Annotated in this window: 11 protein-coding genes and 2 CRISPR repeat arrays (1 of these 13 cut by a window edge); of the genes, 1 reads left to right on the top strand and 10 read right to left on the bottom strand. The window is 42.7% G+C overall.

Annotated features, from left to right (window positions below; translation table 11 throughout):
- The first annotated feature begins 313 nt into the window (after window positions 1-313).
- Entirely contained in the window at window positions 314-2,050 is a 1,737-nt protein-coding gene (locus tag NSQ20_RS05695; RefSeq protein ID WP_076329480.1) for a HAMP domain-containing methyl-accepting chemotaxis protein, read from the top strand.
- Window positions 2,051-2,333: 283 nt separating this feature from the next.
- On the opposite strand, the gene NSQ20_RS05690 is transcribed toward NSQ20_RS05695, so the two are convergent.
- The 10 genes from NSQ20_RS05690 to NSQ20_RS05645 all read right to left on the bottom strand — a co-directional run bounded on the left by NSQ20_RS05690 (window position 2,334) and on the right by NSQ20_RS05645 (window position 14,624).
- Window positions 2,334-2,732, bottom strand: coding sequence for a PIN domain-containing protein (locus NSQ20_RS05690; RefSeq protein WP_340032061.1), 399 nt, complete (start codon window positions 2,730-2,732; stop codon window positions 2,334-2,336).
- Between the two features lie 2 nt (window positions 2,733-2,734).
- A complete protein-coding gene (locus NSQ20_RS05685; protein ID WP_100528578.1) occupies window positions 2,735-2,995 on the bottom strand; it encodes an AbrB/MazE/SpoVT family DNA-binding domain-containing protein in 261 nt (86 codons plus the stop codon).
- 277 nt (window positions 2,996-3,272) lie between these two features.
- Window positions 3,273-4,995: direct repeats of the CRISPR family, unit length 33 nt; unit sequence ATTTCAATCCACGCACTCCATACAGAGTGCGAC.
- A gap of 193 nt (window positions 4,996-5,188) precedes the next feature.
- Window positions 5,189-5,479: a CRISPR-associated endonuclease Cas2 gene (gene cas2 / locus NSQ20_RS05680; RefSeq protein ID WP_026081267.1), complete on the bottom strand. Its 291-nt coding sequence runs from the start codon at window positions 5,477-5,479 to the stop codon at window positions 5,189-5,191.
- Window positions 5,480-5,488: 9 nt separating this feature from the next.
- Window positions 5,489-6,520: a type I-C CRISPR-associated endonuclease Cas1c gene (gene cas1c / locus NSQ20_RS05675; RefSeq protein WP_340032059.1), complete on the bottom strand. Its 1,032-nt coding sequence runs from the start codon at window positions 6,518-6,520 to the stop codon at window positions 5,489-5,491.
- A complete protein-coding gene (gene cas4, locus NSQ20_RS05670) occupies window positions 6,517-7,176 on the bottom strand; it encodes a CRISPR-associated protein Cas4 (protein WP_017690349.1) in 660 nt (219 codons plus the stop codon). Before cas4 ends, cas1c begins: the two co-directional genes overlap by 4 nt.
- Complete coding sequence (gene cas7c, locus NSQ20_RS05665) at window positions 7,163-8,032, bottom strand: type I-C CRISPR-associated protein Cas7/Csd2 (protein ID WP_340032058.1); 870 nt, start codon at window positions 8,030-8,032, stop codon at window positions 7,163-7,165. The genes cas4 and cas7c overlap by 14 nt, the downstream gene beginning before the upstream one ends.
- Window positions 8,033-9,961, bottom strand: a complete 1,929-nt coding sequence (cas8c, locus tag NSQ20_RS05660) for a type I-C CRISPR-associated protein Cas8c/Csd1 (RefSeq protein ID WP_340032057.1) — start codon at window positions 9,959-9,961, stop codon at window positions 8,033-8,035.
- Window positions 9,958-10,680 (bottom strand): type I-C CRISPR-associated protein Cas5c, encoded by a 723-nt coding sequence (gene cas5c / locus NSQ20_RS05655; RefSeq protein ID WP_340033000.1) that lies wholly within the window; start codon window positions 10,678-10,680, stop codon window positions 9,958-9,960. The genes cas8c and cas5c overlap by 4 nt, the downstream gene beginning before the upstream one ends.
- A 78-nt stretch (window positions 10,681-10,758) precedes the next feature.
- Window positions 10,759-13,215 carry a CRISPR-associated helicase Cas3' gene (gene cas3 / locus NSQ20_RS05650; protein WP_340032056.1) on the bottom strand — a complete coding sequence of 819 codons (2,457 nt, stop codon included), beginning with the start codon at window positions 13,213-13,215 and terminating at the stop codon, window positions 10,759-10,761.
- A 617-nt stretch (window positions 13,216-13,832) separates the two neighbouring features.
- Window positions 13,833-14,624: a hypothetical protein gene (locus NSQ20_RS05645; RefSeq protein WP_017690356.1), complete on the bottom strand. Its 792-nt coding sequence runs from the start codon at window positions 14,622-14,624 to the stop codon at window positions 13,833-13,835.
- 283 nt (window positions 14,625-14,907) lie between these two features.
- Window positions 14,908-15,088: direct repeats of the CRISPR family, unit length 33 nt (it continues 524 nt past the right edge of the window).

The following is a 15,088-nucleotide window of genomic DNA, read 5'->3' as shown; positions in this document are numbered from 1 at the left end:
GAAAAAAAGCGCAATTATAACCTTGGAACCGGTTCATAAGTCCTATTTTGATGCAAATATCTAATATTAATATGCCTATATAACGATATATCTGAAGAGTAGAACTTACCTGGAGTTCATATACGTGAATAGCAAAACCCATTACGAAAAACTTTTAGAAACAAAAGAGAATTTGATCAGACAGGATATTAAGGGACGATTTCACAGTTTTTAAGTCAACAATTACATAGCGTGTACAACACCCAGGGTAAGTCCTTCGTCACAATCGTAGAAGGAGTGAACCATCTTGTTTAATAAGCTTCGCTGGAGTACCATGCCTTTCTTTATCAAAAATTTGGTGATTTCATTCGGCAGCATCATGTTGATCGGTGTAATCCTGATTACTGCCGCGTATCAATTGCAAAAAAATATCTTGGTTGAACAGTTGCACGACCAGGCTACCGTCATTACCCAGAAATGGTACGATGATCTCGACACTGCCAAAGTGGCAGAAGCGGCTAAGGAAAAAAGCTACTCCGGTCCTGTACAGCTGGAAATGAAAGCTTATCTCGATTCCATCCATGAATTCTATCCAAACATCGCGCAAGCGTACATTTTTGGTTCAGAACTTGAGCAAGGAAACGGAACGTCCATCATCGCGATTCCAACGAACCTGTTGGAACCATTCGAGGAAGGTAACCTGCCCGCAGGTGCCATGTACCCGTTGCCTCAGAATAACGTCGTAGTGCTGGAACAGATGAAAAAGGACGGAAAACCTGCCTTCAGTGATTTCTACACGGATGAGTACGGAACCTGGACCACTCTGATCTATCCGATTAATAACGCAGACGGCTCCATGTATGCTGCTCTTTACTTCGATGTAGATGCAAGTGCCGTTCCAAAAGGCCTGAACAAACTGCTTACGTACGGTTTGATGTTCCTGATCGGTTTCCTGATCCTGTTCATGGTATTGCAATTCATTTTGCTGAAAAGAACGTTGCTTCCGATCCGCAATCTGATGAAAGGTATCGAAGAAGTCAGCACGGGTAATCTGGACGTAACCATCGATACCGGGCGAGATGATCTGGGTATCATCAACGAGAAGTTTAATGCGATGATCCATCGCTTCAATACAACCATCTATAAAGTACAGAATGCTTCACATCACCTCTCGGAATCTTCCAAACAACTACTGGGCATTTCCGAGAAAAATAATGTGAACATTCAATCCATCAGCACCAATATTCGAGAAATATCTACTGGACTGGTGTCACAAGACAAAGCCACTGTGGAGAACGCACGTGCCATGACAGAGATGTCAACGGTAGTGCAGACGATCGCCAGTAGCTCAGCCGATGTGGCAGATGAAGCACTCAGCATGGAGCAGCGCTCCAGCACAGGTAATGTGGTGATGCAACAAGTCATTGAGCAGATGCGCCTGATCTCGGGTGCGGTGCAAAATACGTCAAACTCGATTCAGTCTTTGGAAAATAACTCGAACCAGATTAGCAACATTGTTAACGTGATTACGGAGATTGCTGGACAAACCAACTTGCTTGCACTTAACGCTTCAATCGAGGCAGCCCGCGCAGGTGAAGAAGGAAGAGGTTTTGCGGTGGTTGCAGGCGAGGTACGTAACCTGGCAGAGCAATCGCAGGAATCAGCGAAGCAAATTCGACAGTTAATTGAAGAAATTCAACGGGATATCATGCAGTCTTCCGAAGCGATGCAGTTGGGTTCCAAGGAAGTTACCAAAGGCTTGGAAGTTACCCAAGAGACTGGTGTATTCTTCGAGAATATTCTGACTGCTACGAATAAAGTTGCAAACCAGATTCAGGATATCTCCAGTTCTACTGAAGAAATCTCGGCAAGCACACAGGAAATGTCTGCCACGGCCGATGAACTGTCTGCCAATGTCAGCAAAGCAGCAAGCAGCAGTAAACAAATTGAGCAGTCAATTGATGAGCAGGAAGCCTCCATGGCAGCCATTGTGAGTGCCTCCGATGAGCTCTCGGTTGTATCCGAGCAACTTCAAGAACTGATTTCATTCTTTAAAGTACGCGCAGAATAGAATTAATAGGATATAGAGAACAAGAATACGACACAGTAAAAACCAAGGCTCATGAGTGACTACACTCAAAGCCTTGGTTTTTTTGTTGTTACCAACTTAGGTGGGTAGGTTCTATACCTTCCCGGTATCATTTAACAGACAGTGGTGTCATCAACTGATTGTTGAACCTCCAATGGCAAAAGCTAGTACAACTATCTGTGTTTTTATTACAGGAATTAGGAGCTCAGTTAGATACAAAATCCATTCTCGTCCTCTTACCAGAATTTCAATCACCTAACAACATTTAAAGTTGATTTGGCTTGTAATACTCGCATCCCAGCTTCGTAAAATCACTGTCCCATGTTACTACTGGCATGTTAATTGTTTTTGATTTTGCGCTAAGATAACAGTCCACAATGTCAACGTTACCTTTTTCAACAAACAGCCTTAACGCATCTTTCATGTAATTTTCTTCAAAGATGATGTTATCAATTTGCGATAGACTAAGCAGGGCATTTCCTACATCAACATTAGAATGCTTGTAATGTGATTTCAGTACCCAACATGTTTCAATAATTACTGGTGATGAAACAATTATCTGAAAATCCCCGCTATCTAGCATTTCAGAAACTTTTTCAAACTGCTCCTTATCGTCTTGAGTGAACAACCGTACTAGTATGTTTGTATCAGCCAAAAAATCCATTGCTATTCCCCTTTTTTGTAACTGTTCCCCACCCAGTCAATCGCTGACTTCCTAGCTTCCTGAAGATCATGTTCTTGACCTGTCTTTAAGATTCCTACAAGATCAGTTAACTTCTTCTGTTTCCTAACTTCTAATTTTGCTTCGCCATTTTGGATAATTACAATAATTTTGTCGCCTGTAGCTATACCTAGTTGTTTCCTTACCTCAACTGGAATTGTAACCTGTCCTTTCGAAGTTACCTTACCTGATTCATACATACTCATACACTACTACCTCCTACTCTATTACCTATATTATAATGTACTACTTTAATGTTCAAGTATTACTTTTTACGTTGGGTAATATACATTCCAAGTATAGTCAATTGGAATTGAATTTCTAATGCTGAGTAATTTCAGCGTCAATATGTAAGCCCAAAGGTGTTTTACATGTTCATGTGAATTATAAACTTCAACTTCCCAGTCATAAGTAGGTATTTGCCGTTCCAATGTACTTCTTTAATGTGAGTTATTTCCCATTAACATGGTCATTAAGGACAATATTTCAATCCACGCACTCTATACAGAGTGCGACGTCAGACTATGAAAAGATACTAACCGAAATGAAAATTTCAATCCACGCACTCCATACAGAGTGCGACTATACACGACAGAATCAATGTGACCGTTATATACGATTTCAATCCACGCACTCCATACAGAGTGCGAAGTATCCTGCTGTGGACTTCGCTGGAACGTATGCAGAATTTCAATCCACGCACTCTATACAGAGTGCGACAAGGACGCCATGGAGTTGATCCAGGGTGTTTGGCTATTTCAATCCACGCACTCCATACAGTGCGACTCTAACTAGCAGGGTGGCGAATCGTCACCCTGTATATTTCAATCCACGCACTCCATACAGAGTGCGACTACAAACTTTAAACAGGCTATTCGTATTCAACAAGATTTCAATCCACGCACTCCATACAGAGTGCGACCCCTCTTCGGAGTAGATGGCGTTGCCGTAGATTAATTTCAATCCACGCACTCCATACAGAGTGCGACTATTAGTGGATGCTTATCATCGTGGTCATGAGGTATTTCAATCCACGCACTCCATACAGAGTGCGACGAAAAGTTCTTGCAGATCAACTTCGAGGGATTGATATTTCAATCCACGCACTCCATACAGAGTGCGACTACCGCGCTTGATACCCTCCACAATTTCGGGTGTAATTTCAATCCACGCACTCCATACAGAGTGCGACACCACCGTTGCGAGACCGGCAATTGCAAAAATAACATTTCAATCCACGCACTCCATACAGAGTGCGACTAAAGCCGGGTGACGCATTCGAGTTTGATGTCCCATTTCAATCCACGCACTCCATACAGAGTGCGACCACCAGTATTCGGACTGACACGTATTCTCCAAGAGATTTCAATCCACGCACTCCATACAGAGTGCGACTATAAGCTGGCTTTGGATTTAAGGATCGTGGTGGAATTTCAATCCACGCACTCCATACAGAGTGCGACTCCAAAGTAAACGTCATTAACGAATGCAGTGGTTAATTTCAATCCACGCACTCCATACAGAGTGCGACCAAGCCATAGCGGGGAATAGGGAATTGGGCGGCGTATTTCAATCCACGCACTCCATACAGAGTGCGACTCCCAAAGCTTAGGAGGTGGTTTGCGTGGCGGACGTATTTCAATCCACGCACTCCATACAGAGTGCGACGTTACCCGCGATTCCACAATTACCCGGTTCGTTAGATTTCAATCCACGCACTCCATACAGAGTGCGACTGTTACACCTAACTTACCCACATCCGTTATAAGTAATTTCAATCCACGCACTCCATACAGAGTGCGACTCGAATGATAAAAGTTATCGAATATACAAAAGAAATTTCAATCCACGCACTCCATACAGAGTGCGACTCCAGCGTTCCGTTAAACTTGTACCGCCTACTAGATTTCAATCCACGCACTCCATACAGAGTGCGACATCAACTCCAAATCAACAAGCAAAGGAAAGTATTTCAATCCACGCACTCCATACAGAGTGCGACTATAGCGGCATGATGGTTGATCCGCCAATGAGAAAAATTTCAATCCACGCACTCCATACAGAGTGCGACGGGGCCGAGAGGCCTTTGCAGACGACACTGAGGAGATTTCAATCCACGCACTCCATACAGAGTGCGACCTAAGATGATAGGTGTTGCCCCGGAGACATTAAAATTTCAATCCACGCACTCCATACAGAGTGCGACAGCGAAAAGTGACGTAATAACTATGCTTGAAGAATAACTATTAACGTATTTTCGATAGTTCTACTTCTTTAAAACGGTTATCACAAATTTCCGATCATAAATCATTGCCAAAAGGTCACAAAAAGGACATTTTCGACAAATTCCGAGGTGCGAATCCCCCAGGGAAATCATGTGAGCTTGGCATTCGCACCTGCTAGAGTATTAACGGATCGCCCATATCATAAGAATCTTTGGCACCTACATGTTGAACTTTACTTTTGTAATTATCACCTAAGTTATAGAAACGAAGACTATCTGTATCCTTATCAATTAATTCTTCCAGTTCGAATCTTAATCGTCTAAATTGGGCAGCATCCAGTATACATTCAAACACCGAGTTTTGTACTCGCTGACCGTGATCCACACACTTTTTCGCCACTTTAGATAGTCTTCTACGGCCTTCACTATCTATCGTGCTTACATCATACGTAATCAAAATAAGCAATCATTACACCTACTTCCACAGAAACGGAGGATATTCATCCAGATCCCCACGTATATGTCTCGCCAGTAATAAAGCTTGGGTATAGGGCACAAGCCCCCAAGGTATTTTTTCATTCAAATACGGATGCATAATCTTTTCCTGTTTGCGTTCTTGCCATGCTTTTAACACTTTCTTTCTCGTCTCATCATCCATAATCACTGCGAGATTTTCTTTCACATAAAAACCTTTATCGTTAACTACCTTCTTATTAATGAGAGAAAGTACAAATCGGTCTGCGTACACTCCTCGAAGTTCCTCCATCATATCCAATGCAAGAGAAGCTCTGCCAGGACGATCCCTGTGCAAAAAACCGACATATGCATCAAGTCCGACAGATTCAAGTGCAGACTTCATGTCATTAGCGAGCAAGGTATAGGCAAAGGATAATAACGCATTTACTTTATCTAAGGGAGGTCGCCGACTGCGTCCATAAAAGTAGAATGACTCCTTTTGCTGGAGAATCAGATCATCGAACACAGAGTTATATTGAACGGCAGCCGATCCTTCCAATCCGCGCAATATATCCAATTGCTCCACCTCGCGCAACAGCTTCATCGTTTCACCTAGCGACTCCGTAACCTTCTTGATTCGTTCCGTGTCGATACGTAGTGCATAATCCCGTGTGGCTCGTTCCAAAATCCACTTGTTGTTGTATAACTTGCCTGTAATCATATTACGAGCAACCCGCGCACTACGCACCTCATCGTCCGAGATACGATACTGTTCTTTGCGAAGAACCACATTTCCTCGATCCTCACCAATCACCCGTGCGAGGAATCGCCCCGTTCGTGTCATAAATGTCAAACTAACATTGCGTGACGCACAAGCCCCCATCAGTGCTGGACTTACTCCAGCATAGCCAAAGGTACAAACGGCCTCCAAATTATGTAGCGGATAGCGAGCAAGAATTTCTTCCTCCTGCTTCACCACAATGTTTTCCCCATCCAGTCCAAGGTATGTATCGGGTAATGTTACAAATAAGGTGTTCAGCAGCTTTTTCATTCATTCAACCTGCTTTCGATGTAACTTGAAACGGAGCGTTTGTTCAAGATATCAGGCACACATATATTGTTCAAAGAACAACTTAGGCAGTGTGGTCCTGCTTTGGCTTTGGGTGTATGGTTCCGTTCAAAATAATGTCTCATCTCTTGAATACTTGCCTTCACTCGTTCCCGATCTGCCGCAGTAATTATGACTTCAACCCTATGTTTGATCTCATCATAATAAAAATAGGCCTTGGGAATATCACATACGAGCATTTCTTCGAGACATATGACTTGTGCTACCAATTGGGAGTGATCCGAATCATTTCGTTTGGGCTTGCCGCGTTTGTATTCAACAGGATAAGGAAGGTATAACCCTTCCTCTCCCGCAAGTGGAACTCCAGATGGATCACGAATGAATTCAACCACATCACAGATGCCTGTGATCCCAAGTTCTCTCGATTGTACCGGAAGTGCACGAACCACTAGTTTATCGCCTCGTTTTTCACGAAGCGCTGGCTGATCTGCCTTTCGATGCAAATGATCTCCTTCAATGGTACGCACATTGTCTTCCCACTGCTGTTCGATATGAATTAATGCCCACTGCCTTCTGCAAAAGTTAAAATGCTGAATCCCCGAAAGCAGCAGATAATCCTCTTCGTTATAGTCCTTCATATTCTTGGACTGCCAAGCCTTCCAGCGGCACCACTGTATAATTATAATCATCGTAGGACTTTGCTTCTGCTACGCCTGGCTTCAATTCAATTTGCAGAGAACGATGTACTTTCGCAGATGAATACTGCCCCATTTTGGAGCTATGTTCCCACCAATATAACTGGTGAACCTCCATGCTACCATCAGGACGGGCCGAGGACGTATCATTCTCGAATAAGGTTCTCAGTGATTCACGAATTTTCTCCGCGTCTTCATATTTAAATCCGGTCTTCTCTGCCAGTTGCGTGTTGATACTTCCATAAAAAACATAAACTCCAAAATCTACGCGGTGTTTCATGCCCATCGTGTCTGAACCTTTTTTGTCTGGATCTTTAGCTGTTGTGACAGAGTTAACACTCTTCGTAATCTGCATGCTTGAGATGTCAATCCGATCCAAACTAACCGCTGTATGAATCGATACCGGACCCCGAATCCCCACAGATACATCTGTGCCGCTAAAAGCAAATACCTGTCCAAAGCTACGTACGTCAATCCAGGACTGACAAGCGGCTTCTGCATACATATCCTTATTTGCCTTTTTACCTTTGGCATGCTCTTGTACATTCTCATTGGCATCGACACGATCTTTAATGGAACGGTGAGCATCATTCCGTTTTTCATCGGATTGCACCAGAATGGACTCTCCCATATCCTGAAGGCGGTTACGAATTTTACGCTTGATACATACATCCGAGATTTCTCCTAAGCCATCGTAGTTCTGACGAGGACGGTTTCCATTCAATGGATCACCATTCGGGTTGGCATTACGAACAGACAGTACAACAGCAAAATCGATTTTGTGATCAAGTGTACTCATTTAGTTATCCCCTTGTTCGTTCAATTGGTTTTCATCGTCTTTATCAAGTGTAGCTGCGGCTTCTTTATCTTTCCTACTTGTATATAAATCGTTACGCTGACTGTAGAAGCCTAGTAAGTATAATCCCGTAAGTGGCTTGTCTGAAAAATCTTCCAACTGTAGTTTATCTCCAACTTCATCCAGCAACGAATTATAATATCTGGCACCCGTCCCCATCCGCGCTTGATAAGGTTGGAGATTAGATTGAATAATGCTCCAAGTTCTGCCTGGTCGTTGTGCAAAGGCGTTCATATATCGAATGGCATTTGTCGCTCGTTTTTCCTCTTTACCCAGAGCACTTCTCTCTAATACATCTGCAATGGCAAGCATTCTGCCAAATACGTAGCTACGATCCGTTGTTTCTGTATTCAGACTCACTCCATACCCCTCCTTCTTATTAACAAGTGCGCAAGTAATGCTCAGTGTTTTCTCCCACTCCCAATTTTCCATGCCTACCGGGTTGGATGCACGTTGGATAGAACTGCGAACGATATCCAGCGGAATGGGTCGCTCATCTATGATACATGGGAGCATTCGCTCCATTAATCCCTTAACTACCTTGTCACTGGCTCGTGGACCATAGGCTGCAAATGCAATGTCTTTGGTCGCAGGCGCCCCAACAAACGAGACGGGTTTGTCATTTTTATTTTTCCGATAACGATGTAACCAATAACAGCTCTCATGCCAAGCTAATATTCGATCCAAATACTCGTTCTGATCTAAACTCCGATAATACATAATCGACATTCGCCCTGGTGTGGCCGCATCCAGTGTCATCAAAGTCACTTCATGTTTAGAGTTATACTCCCCATCGTATCGGTAACCGCCAATCGCCTTCCTGATTTGCAAAGCAAACTCCTTATGAGTTGTGTCCCCGCCAGCAAATGCTTCCTCATCATCCTCATCCCACAAGCTAAATGCATCTTCTTGAGGTTCTGGCATATCCAGACTTGTGCTTCCCCACACCAGAAACACTTTGCCATCAATGGTGGTTCCTTGTCGATCAATAAGCCACTTCAGAGCGTTATGCCCTTTCTGTGAAGCTTCGTAGCTTACTACAGCTGCGTCACGACTGGTACGAAAACGCCCCCGATACGTAAATCCACTAGAGTCGTTAGCTGAGATCAACTTGGACTTATCCCCTGAGTGACGTATGCGAGAAGCATGTTTATCAGCAACTGGTAGGTAATCACCTGTCACGAAACAGATATCCTTGTCCTGCAAACTCATCTCGTAAAAATGGATAAAAGACTGCTGTACCGAAGCATCCCGCCATAATCTGGATTCGGGTTCTCCTGGAATATCTACAGCAAATCGAACAAATGCCCCACTCTGATCTGCTGCGATGACATTAAAAATTTTTGGTTTCTCGCCTTCCTGGTCACCTGGTCCTGCGGTCCACTTCTCCAGTAGCTTTCCTCGACTATCCGCATGAAGTATGCCTCTGTCGACTAGATCAGCAATCAGCGTGCCTTTACTAACATAGTGAAGTATGCTCTGTACTTTAGAGTGACTAAATGGAGATTCGCACCAAGCCTTCAGTTGGGTCAAATAATCCTGATACGGTGTTCCCTTGACCTCTCCGCAAAACTGAGTGTAATCTCCTGCAACATAGGATAACTTGTCAAAAAGCGGATACGGTACGGGCGCACTCGTTCGGCTTGCGGAAGCTTCGGTGCAAGGAATAATCGTACTGCCATCATTCTTTTCTACCACTTTGGCATTTACGATATCTCCTTTTCCATTCAGATGAACTTCAATATGGGCGGTCTGTGTTGTGTGCGAGATTGGAATCAGAGCGTATTCCTTGCCATTTTGCTTCATTTCAAATTGTCCGACAACCTTAGCGTGATCATCATACGTTCTGCTTAAATTGGCAAGCCAACTCATTCACTCACCTCATTTCCAAACCATTCTGAATGAAGATCATCTACAGATTGCATATTCCCTGCATCGAATATTTTAGCTGTACCTTCTCCCACTTTGCGCACCAATGTGCATTCATCCGGACGGATAAATTGAATGACACCATGCTGCATTTTCGCTTTCCACAGACGAACCTCTCGCTCATTGCTTCCTGTTTCATCCGGGTAACTGATTCCATGCAGCATCGTGCCAAAATCAAGCTCACCTATACGATCATAGAAACTGTCATCTTCACCAAACCGGCACGGTTCAACGTACCCCTGACATTCACGGGTCCCCAGAAAGATATCTCTTCGTCCCCCAACCTGAACTGCTCGTTTGGCGATATTGTGATGTTTATGTTCGTTCTGGTCATGTATCAAATCTTCACGATGCGGATTAAATATAAAATGAGCCTTCACCTGATAACGCACATCTCTTAGATAGGTGTAATAGGCCAGTGTGTTGCCCCCGCTATATTCAATCGGACGCATACCCTTTGATTCGGTCTGAATTGGATTCATAATACGGACTTCATCTACAATCCAGGTCAACGTTGGCTTCCAGTAAATAGATTCAACAATCCCTTTGAGGGCTTGGTATGTAGGGATCTGATAAGAGAATTTTTCTCCGCCCAACTTGGTCAGTGGATCGGTGAATAGCGCATATTTTCCCGAAACCTCAAATTCGATTTGATTTCTCAACATTTCAGCTCCTTTCTATGGGGTATAGGAGGGAGAAACATGTGTCATGAATCTCCCAGATGTAATGAGACATGTACTCTAAACCATAATCGTTTCCCAAGCACCCTCACCCTTGGATTCCACGCCAAAATCATCGGAGTATGCAGGTTCCCTTAATGCCAGTGCATGTCCATGCAAAAGGGATCTCACATCTCCATTTTTCTCCAATGCTCGAAGTTCATGATCGTAGATATTCACCGTATACTGCTGAGCCTTGCGTAATAACGCACTCATTTCGCCAGGTTCAATTGCTCCATTCAGGTCCAAAATCAATTCTTTTCCCTCTTCCCCATAAGGAACAATTACGGGCGTGGCGTTCGTGGATATGGCTTCGAAATACTTCTCTGCCGTAGCGATCGCATAATGATTCACAACCTCTGGCCTACAATCATGCTTCTTCTTATAGGCATCCACGTAATAACGATTACGGTCCATCAGATCAAACAAGTTCTGTTCAAGCTTAGGAATGGGGTAATGCATTTTGTCTCCAATATCGTTAAAATAATATTCGAAATAACGGGACATTGCCTTTGAAGATAACAAGTCATCGCCGAGCGAACCCGGGTCATCCTTGAATTCCTGAAGCACACGTTCCGTTTTCTCGGCACCAATTTGAATCTCAGGCAGATTCGTTAATACCTCATCCGATGAGCGAATGATGTACACATTACGAACCTTATCTTTCCCATGCCGGTTACATCGTCCAGCCGCTTGAGCAATCGAGTCCAAACCAGCCAAGGAACGAACCACGCAATCAAAGCTGATATTCACACCCGCCTCAATAAGCTGTGTACTCACACAGATGATACGTTCACCCTTTGCCAATCTCGGAATTACGCCATACTCCCCGGATAAAACCTCTTTGCGATGCGCAGCACACATATTGGTGCTCAGATGAACCACCTGAACGCCACTCTCTCTTAGCCATTCCACCTCATTCAACTGTTCAAACAGTTTACGGACCGCTGTTTTTGTGTTCAAAATGACCAGCACACTTTCCACTTCCCTCATCTGTTCCTGGACAAAAGAAGATACTTCCTCTGCACCCCAGCCCGAAGGTGATTCCCGCGTAAGGTCCTGTAAATCAACTCGTTTGAAGCTTCGTCCGACCTCATCTAAATTCTGAATAATCTCCGGTTGCTTGGAGAAATGTAGCTTGTGCTTCACAAAATCCAATGCAGGCTGAGTCGCTGTACAGAGCAACAGGCTGGATCGCCCAATCACATGCAGGAAATTCAGTGCAGCATTAAAGAGGGAGATACAATGAACGGGAACCGACTGCACTTCATCAAATACAATGACTGCATTGGAAAGCTGGTGTAATCTGCGGACATTTCGGGTTCCTTTGGCATAAAAGGTGTTCAAAAACTGAACCATGGTCGTAAAAATAATCGGCCGATCCCAATGATCACGGGCAAGTTTGAGATTCTTTTTGCGCAAATCCAGGGTTTCCCCTTCGTCGCCCTCAAGGCGTTCGTCATCCTTGTCATCCACCACGTTGGAGTGATGTTCCAAAATCATGTCATCGTTCTTCAAAATACTGCGGATCTCAGCCGCATTTTGTTCAATGATGGTGGTGTACGGAACGATATATATAATCCGCTGTTTGTTATGTTCAATGGCATGTCTGAGCGCGTAGCGCATACTGGCAAGGGTTTTCCCCCCACCTGTTGGTATGGAAAGGGTGTACACTCCTGATGGACGATACGCAAATTGTTCGCATTGCCGGGACATTTCACGTCGCAATCGATTAATGGGTGTGTCTACTATACTACTGTGCTCAAGCTTGCTTAAATGTTGAGATAGTAATTCATAGCTTTGTTGAAAAAAAGTCTTGTAATTGATTTCTTCTGCTAAAGTTTCATTTTCTTCAAATCGCCTTGTATTCGTGCGATCCGCGTCGATCAGGCAGCTAAACATATACTTGATAAGCAGTGCTCCTGCAATCGGCGGAAGTTTATGCTCTTTGATAATCTTTATGTATCGTTGAAGCTCCTCAATCGCTTGTTTAAACATATGGTTGAGTAGGTCTGGGGCATTGTGTTTGAAAAATTCTTCTTTTGCTTGCTCATATTGATCTAGTTCCTTGGAAATGACTCGCTCCATATAAGGTGAAGTTTTATCAGGTGATATGTAGTCTCTTAGACCCTGATGATGGGAGATAATACAATTGGCAATCCACTCCGCTGTGTACTTTGACTCCAGCGTTGTGCCGCTTCCATGGTAAAGGCTGTGCAGCAGCTTGCCACCAGCAGTCGAATGATCAACTGAACCTTTGCGAGGAGGGGCATCCGGGTTTGCGACAGCTTCCTGAATGTAGTTTCGAAAAAGATCTGTATTTTTGCCCATATCATGCAGAAGACCAGCAATCCCTGCCAAATATTTAACGCCGATCTTCTCTCCAGCCTGCTCCGCTCCTTGCTTAACCTCTACTAAGTGATCCTGAACGGTTTGTATTCTTCCATCCTTTTGACAGATATGCGCAATATAGGTCACACCACTTCACCTCCACTGAATTTCATGACATTAATCCCAGATCCATAGGCAAAAAGACTCACATTGTAAATTTCGACACCAAAATACATTTCCCTTCTAAAAACCCTGTATTTTTAGAATATTATGTAATTTTTTATGAAGGCAGTAATACTTTTGCAGCTAAGTCAAAACTGTATTCAAATCAAATATAAAAAAACTCACCTCATGCTACAGATTAGTGTAGATGATGGTAAGTCTTTTGACTTGTGATTGCAACTTTATTGCATTTGTATAGATTGCGACCACAGTGGGCACCAATCAACCTACCTAGGAAGGAAATTTCAATCCACGCACTCGTATAAAGTGCGACAGCAGAAAGTAACGCATAAATATTTTTACTCCTGAGTTAATCCTAAATCGTGGCATACAACAAAAATACCCCATAGAGAACTTTTTTAAAGTGTCTACTCTTTAGGGTATAGTTTATACTTTGGACAGATTTTCTGTATTCAGTAGATTATTTAAAAATTAATGACCAACGCCATGATTAAATAACTGCATTATACTCTCAATTGGGAGTACTGCTAACGTTGCCAAAACAATTGAATACACCATATTTAGAGCATTTCTTTTCTTCATCATAACATCCCCTCTAAGATAGATTTGTAAGTGTTAATTTGTGCATGTGTAGCCTGCTCTCTGATTTTTTCAAAAAAGGCTACATATTTTATCTTATTCTGATTAATTTTAGGAGATATTGCCAAACAATTCAGTAAGATGTCGATTGCATCGGAGTCATTACCATTACGGCTATAGTACATCGCCAACTCAAAACTAAATTTTAGATAATAAGAAACATCAATATCTGTCATTATGGTAGTATCACTAATCAAGCGATGTTTTTCAAATAGATACTCAAACTCCTGAATAGGTAAATTATTTAAACGATTGGCTTCAAGGAGAGTTAATATTCCAGACATGATCTCACCTTTTGACTTTTGAATGTAAGCTACGTATTCATCAAGCTTTGTAGCATTACCCTCAAGTAAATCCAAAACCATTAAATTGATCTTGGCTATATCGCTATAAAATTCAATTTCATTAAGTGTCTCTTGATTAGTCAATTTAATCCACTGAAAATCACTATATTGTAATACGCATTCCCTAGCTTTATCAAACTCTAGTAGTTTTTGATACGCTATTCCTTGCATCAAACGACTGTATCCAATGTAATATACTATTGCCCGTTGCGTATGTATTTCAACGATGTCCTGTTCCTTAGTCAACATTTGTAAATTATATATACGAAGTGATTCTTCATAAAGTGTTTCACCTAACTTAACGACCTCTCTCCAGTTGTCAAGACCATAAGCTATTCTGAGAAGTGTCACAGTCGAGTCTAATCCGTATCCATCATAATACCTCGACATACCCTTCCTCCTTATTTTACAATTAATAACATTATATTGATGTTTCTACCATAGGTCAAATCTATTGTTTAACAAAAGATCTTAAAATATGCTGCATTTAATAGCACATTTCAGTTTTCAGTATTTTTTCTATACTTAATATTTTTTATTTCTCTGAAATAGAAAAGTCCTACCCACTTATCCATGCTTAGCATGAGAAAGGTAAGACTTTTTTAGGGATTCGATTTGCATTCCATACGGAGTGCGATCAGACACCCGTACCTGTAACAACGCTACTACAAAGATTTCATTCCACGTACTTACACAGAGTGCGACTGAACACATAACCCATAAAAGCGCTTGGATTATTTCAATCCACGCACTCGTATAGAGTGCGACCCAACGCTGTGCAGCTCGCTTCCAAGGCTTGTCGTATTTCAATTCACGCACTCATTTAGAGTGCGACATTAGCAAATAGCTCACCC

This window comes from Paenibacillus sp. FSL K6-1122 (genome assembly GCF_037977015.1).
Taxonomy (GTDB): Bacteria; Bacillota; Bacilli; order Paenibacillales; family Paenibacillaceae; genus Paenibacillus; species Paenibacillus amylolyticus.
This window is presented reverse-complemented; position numbering and strand designations above follow the sequence as displayed.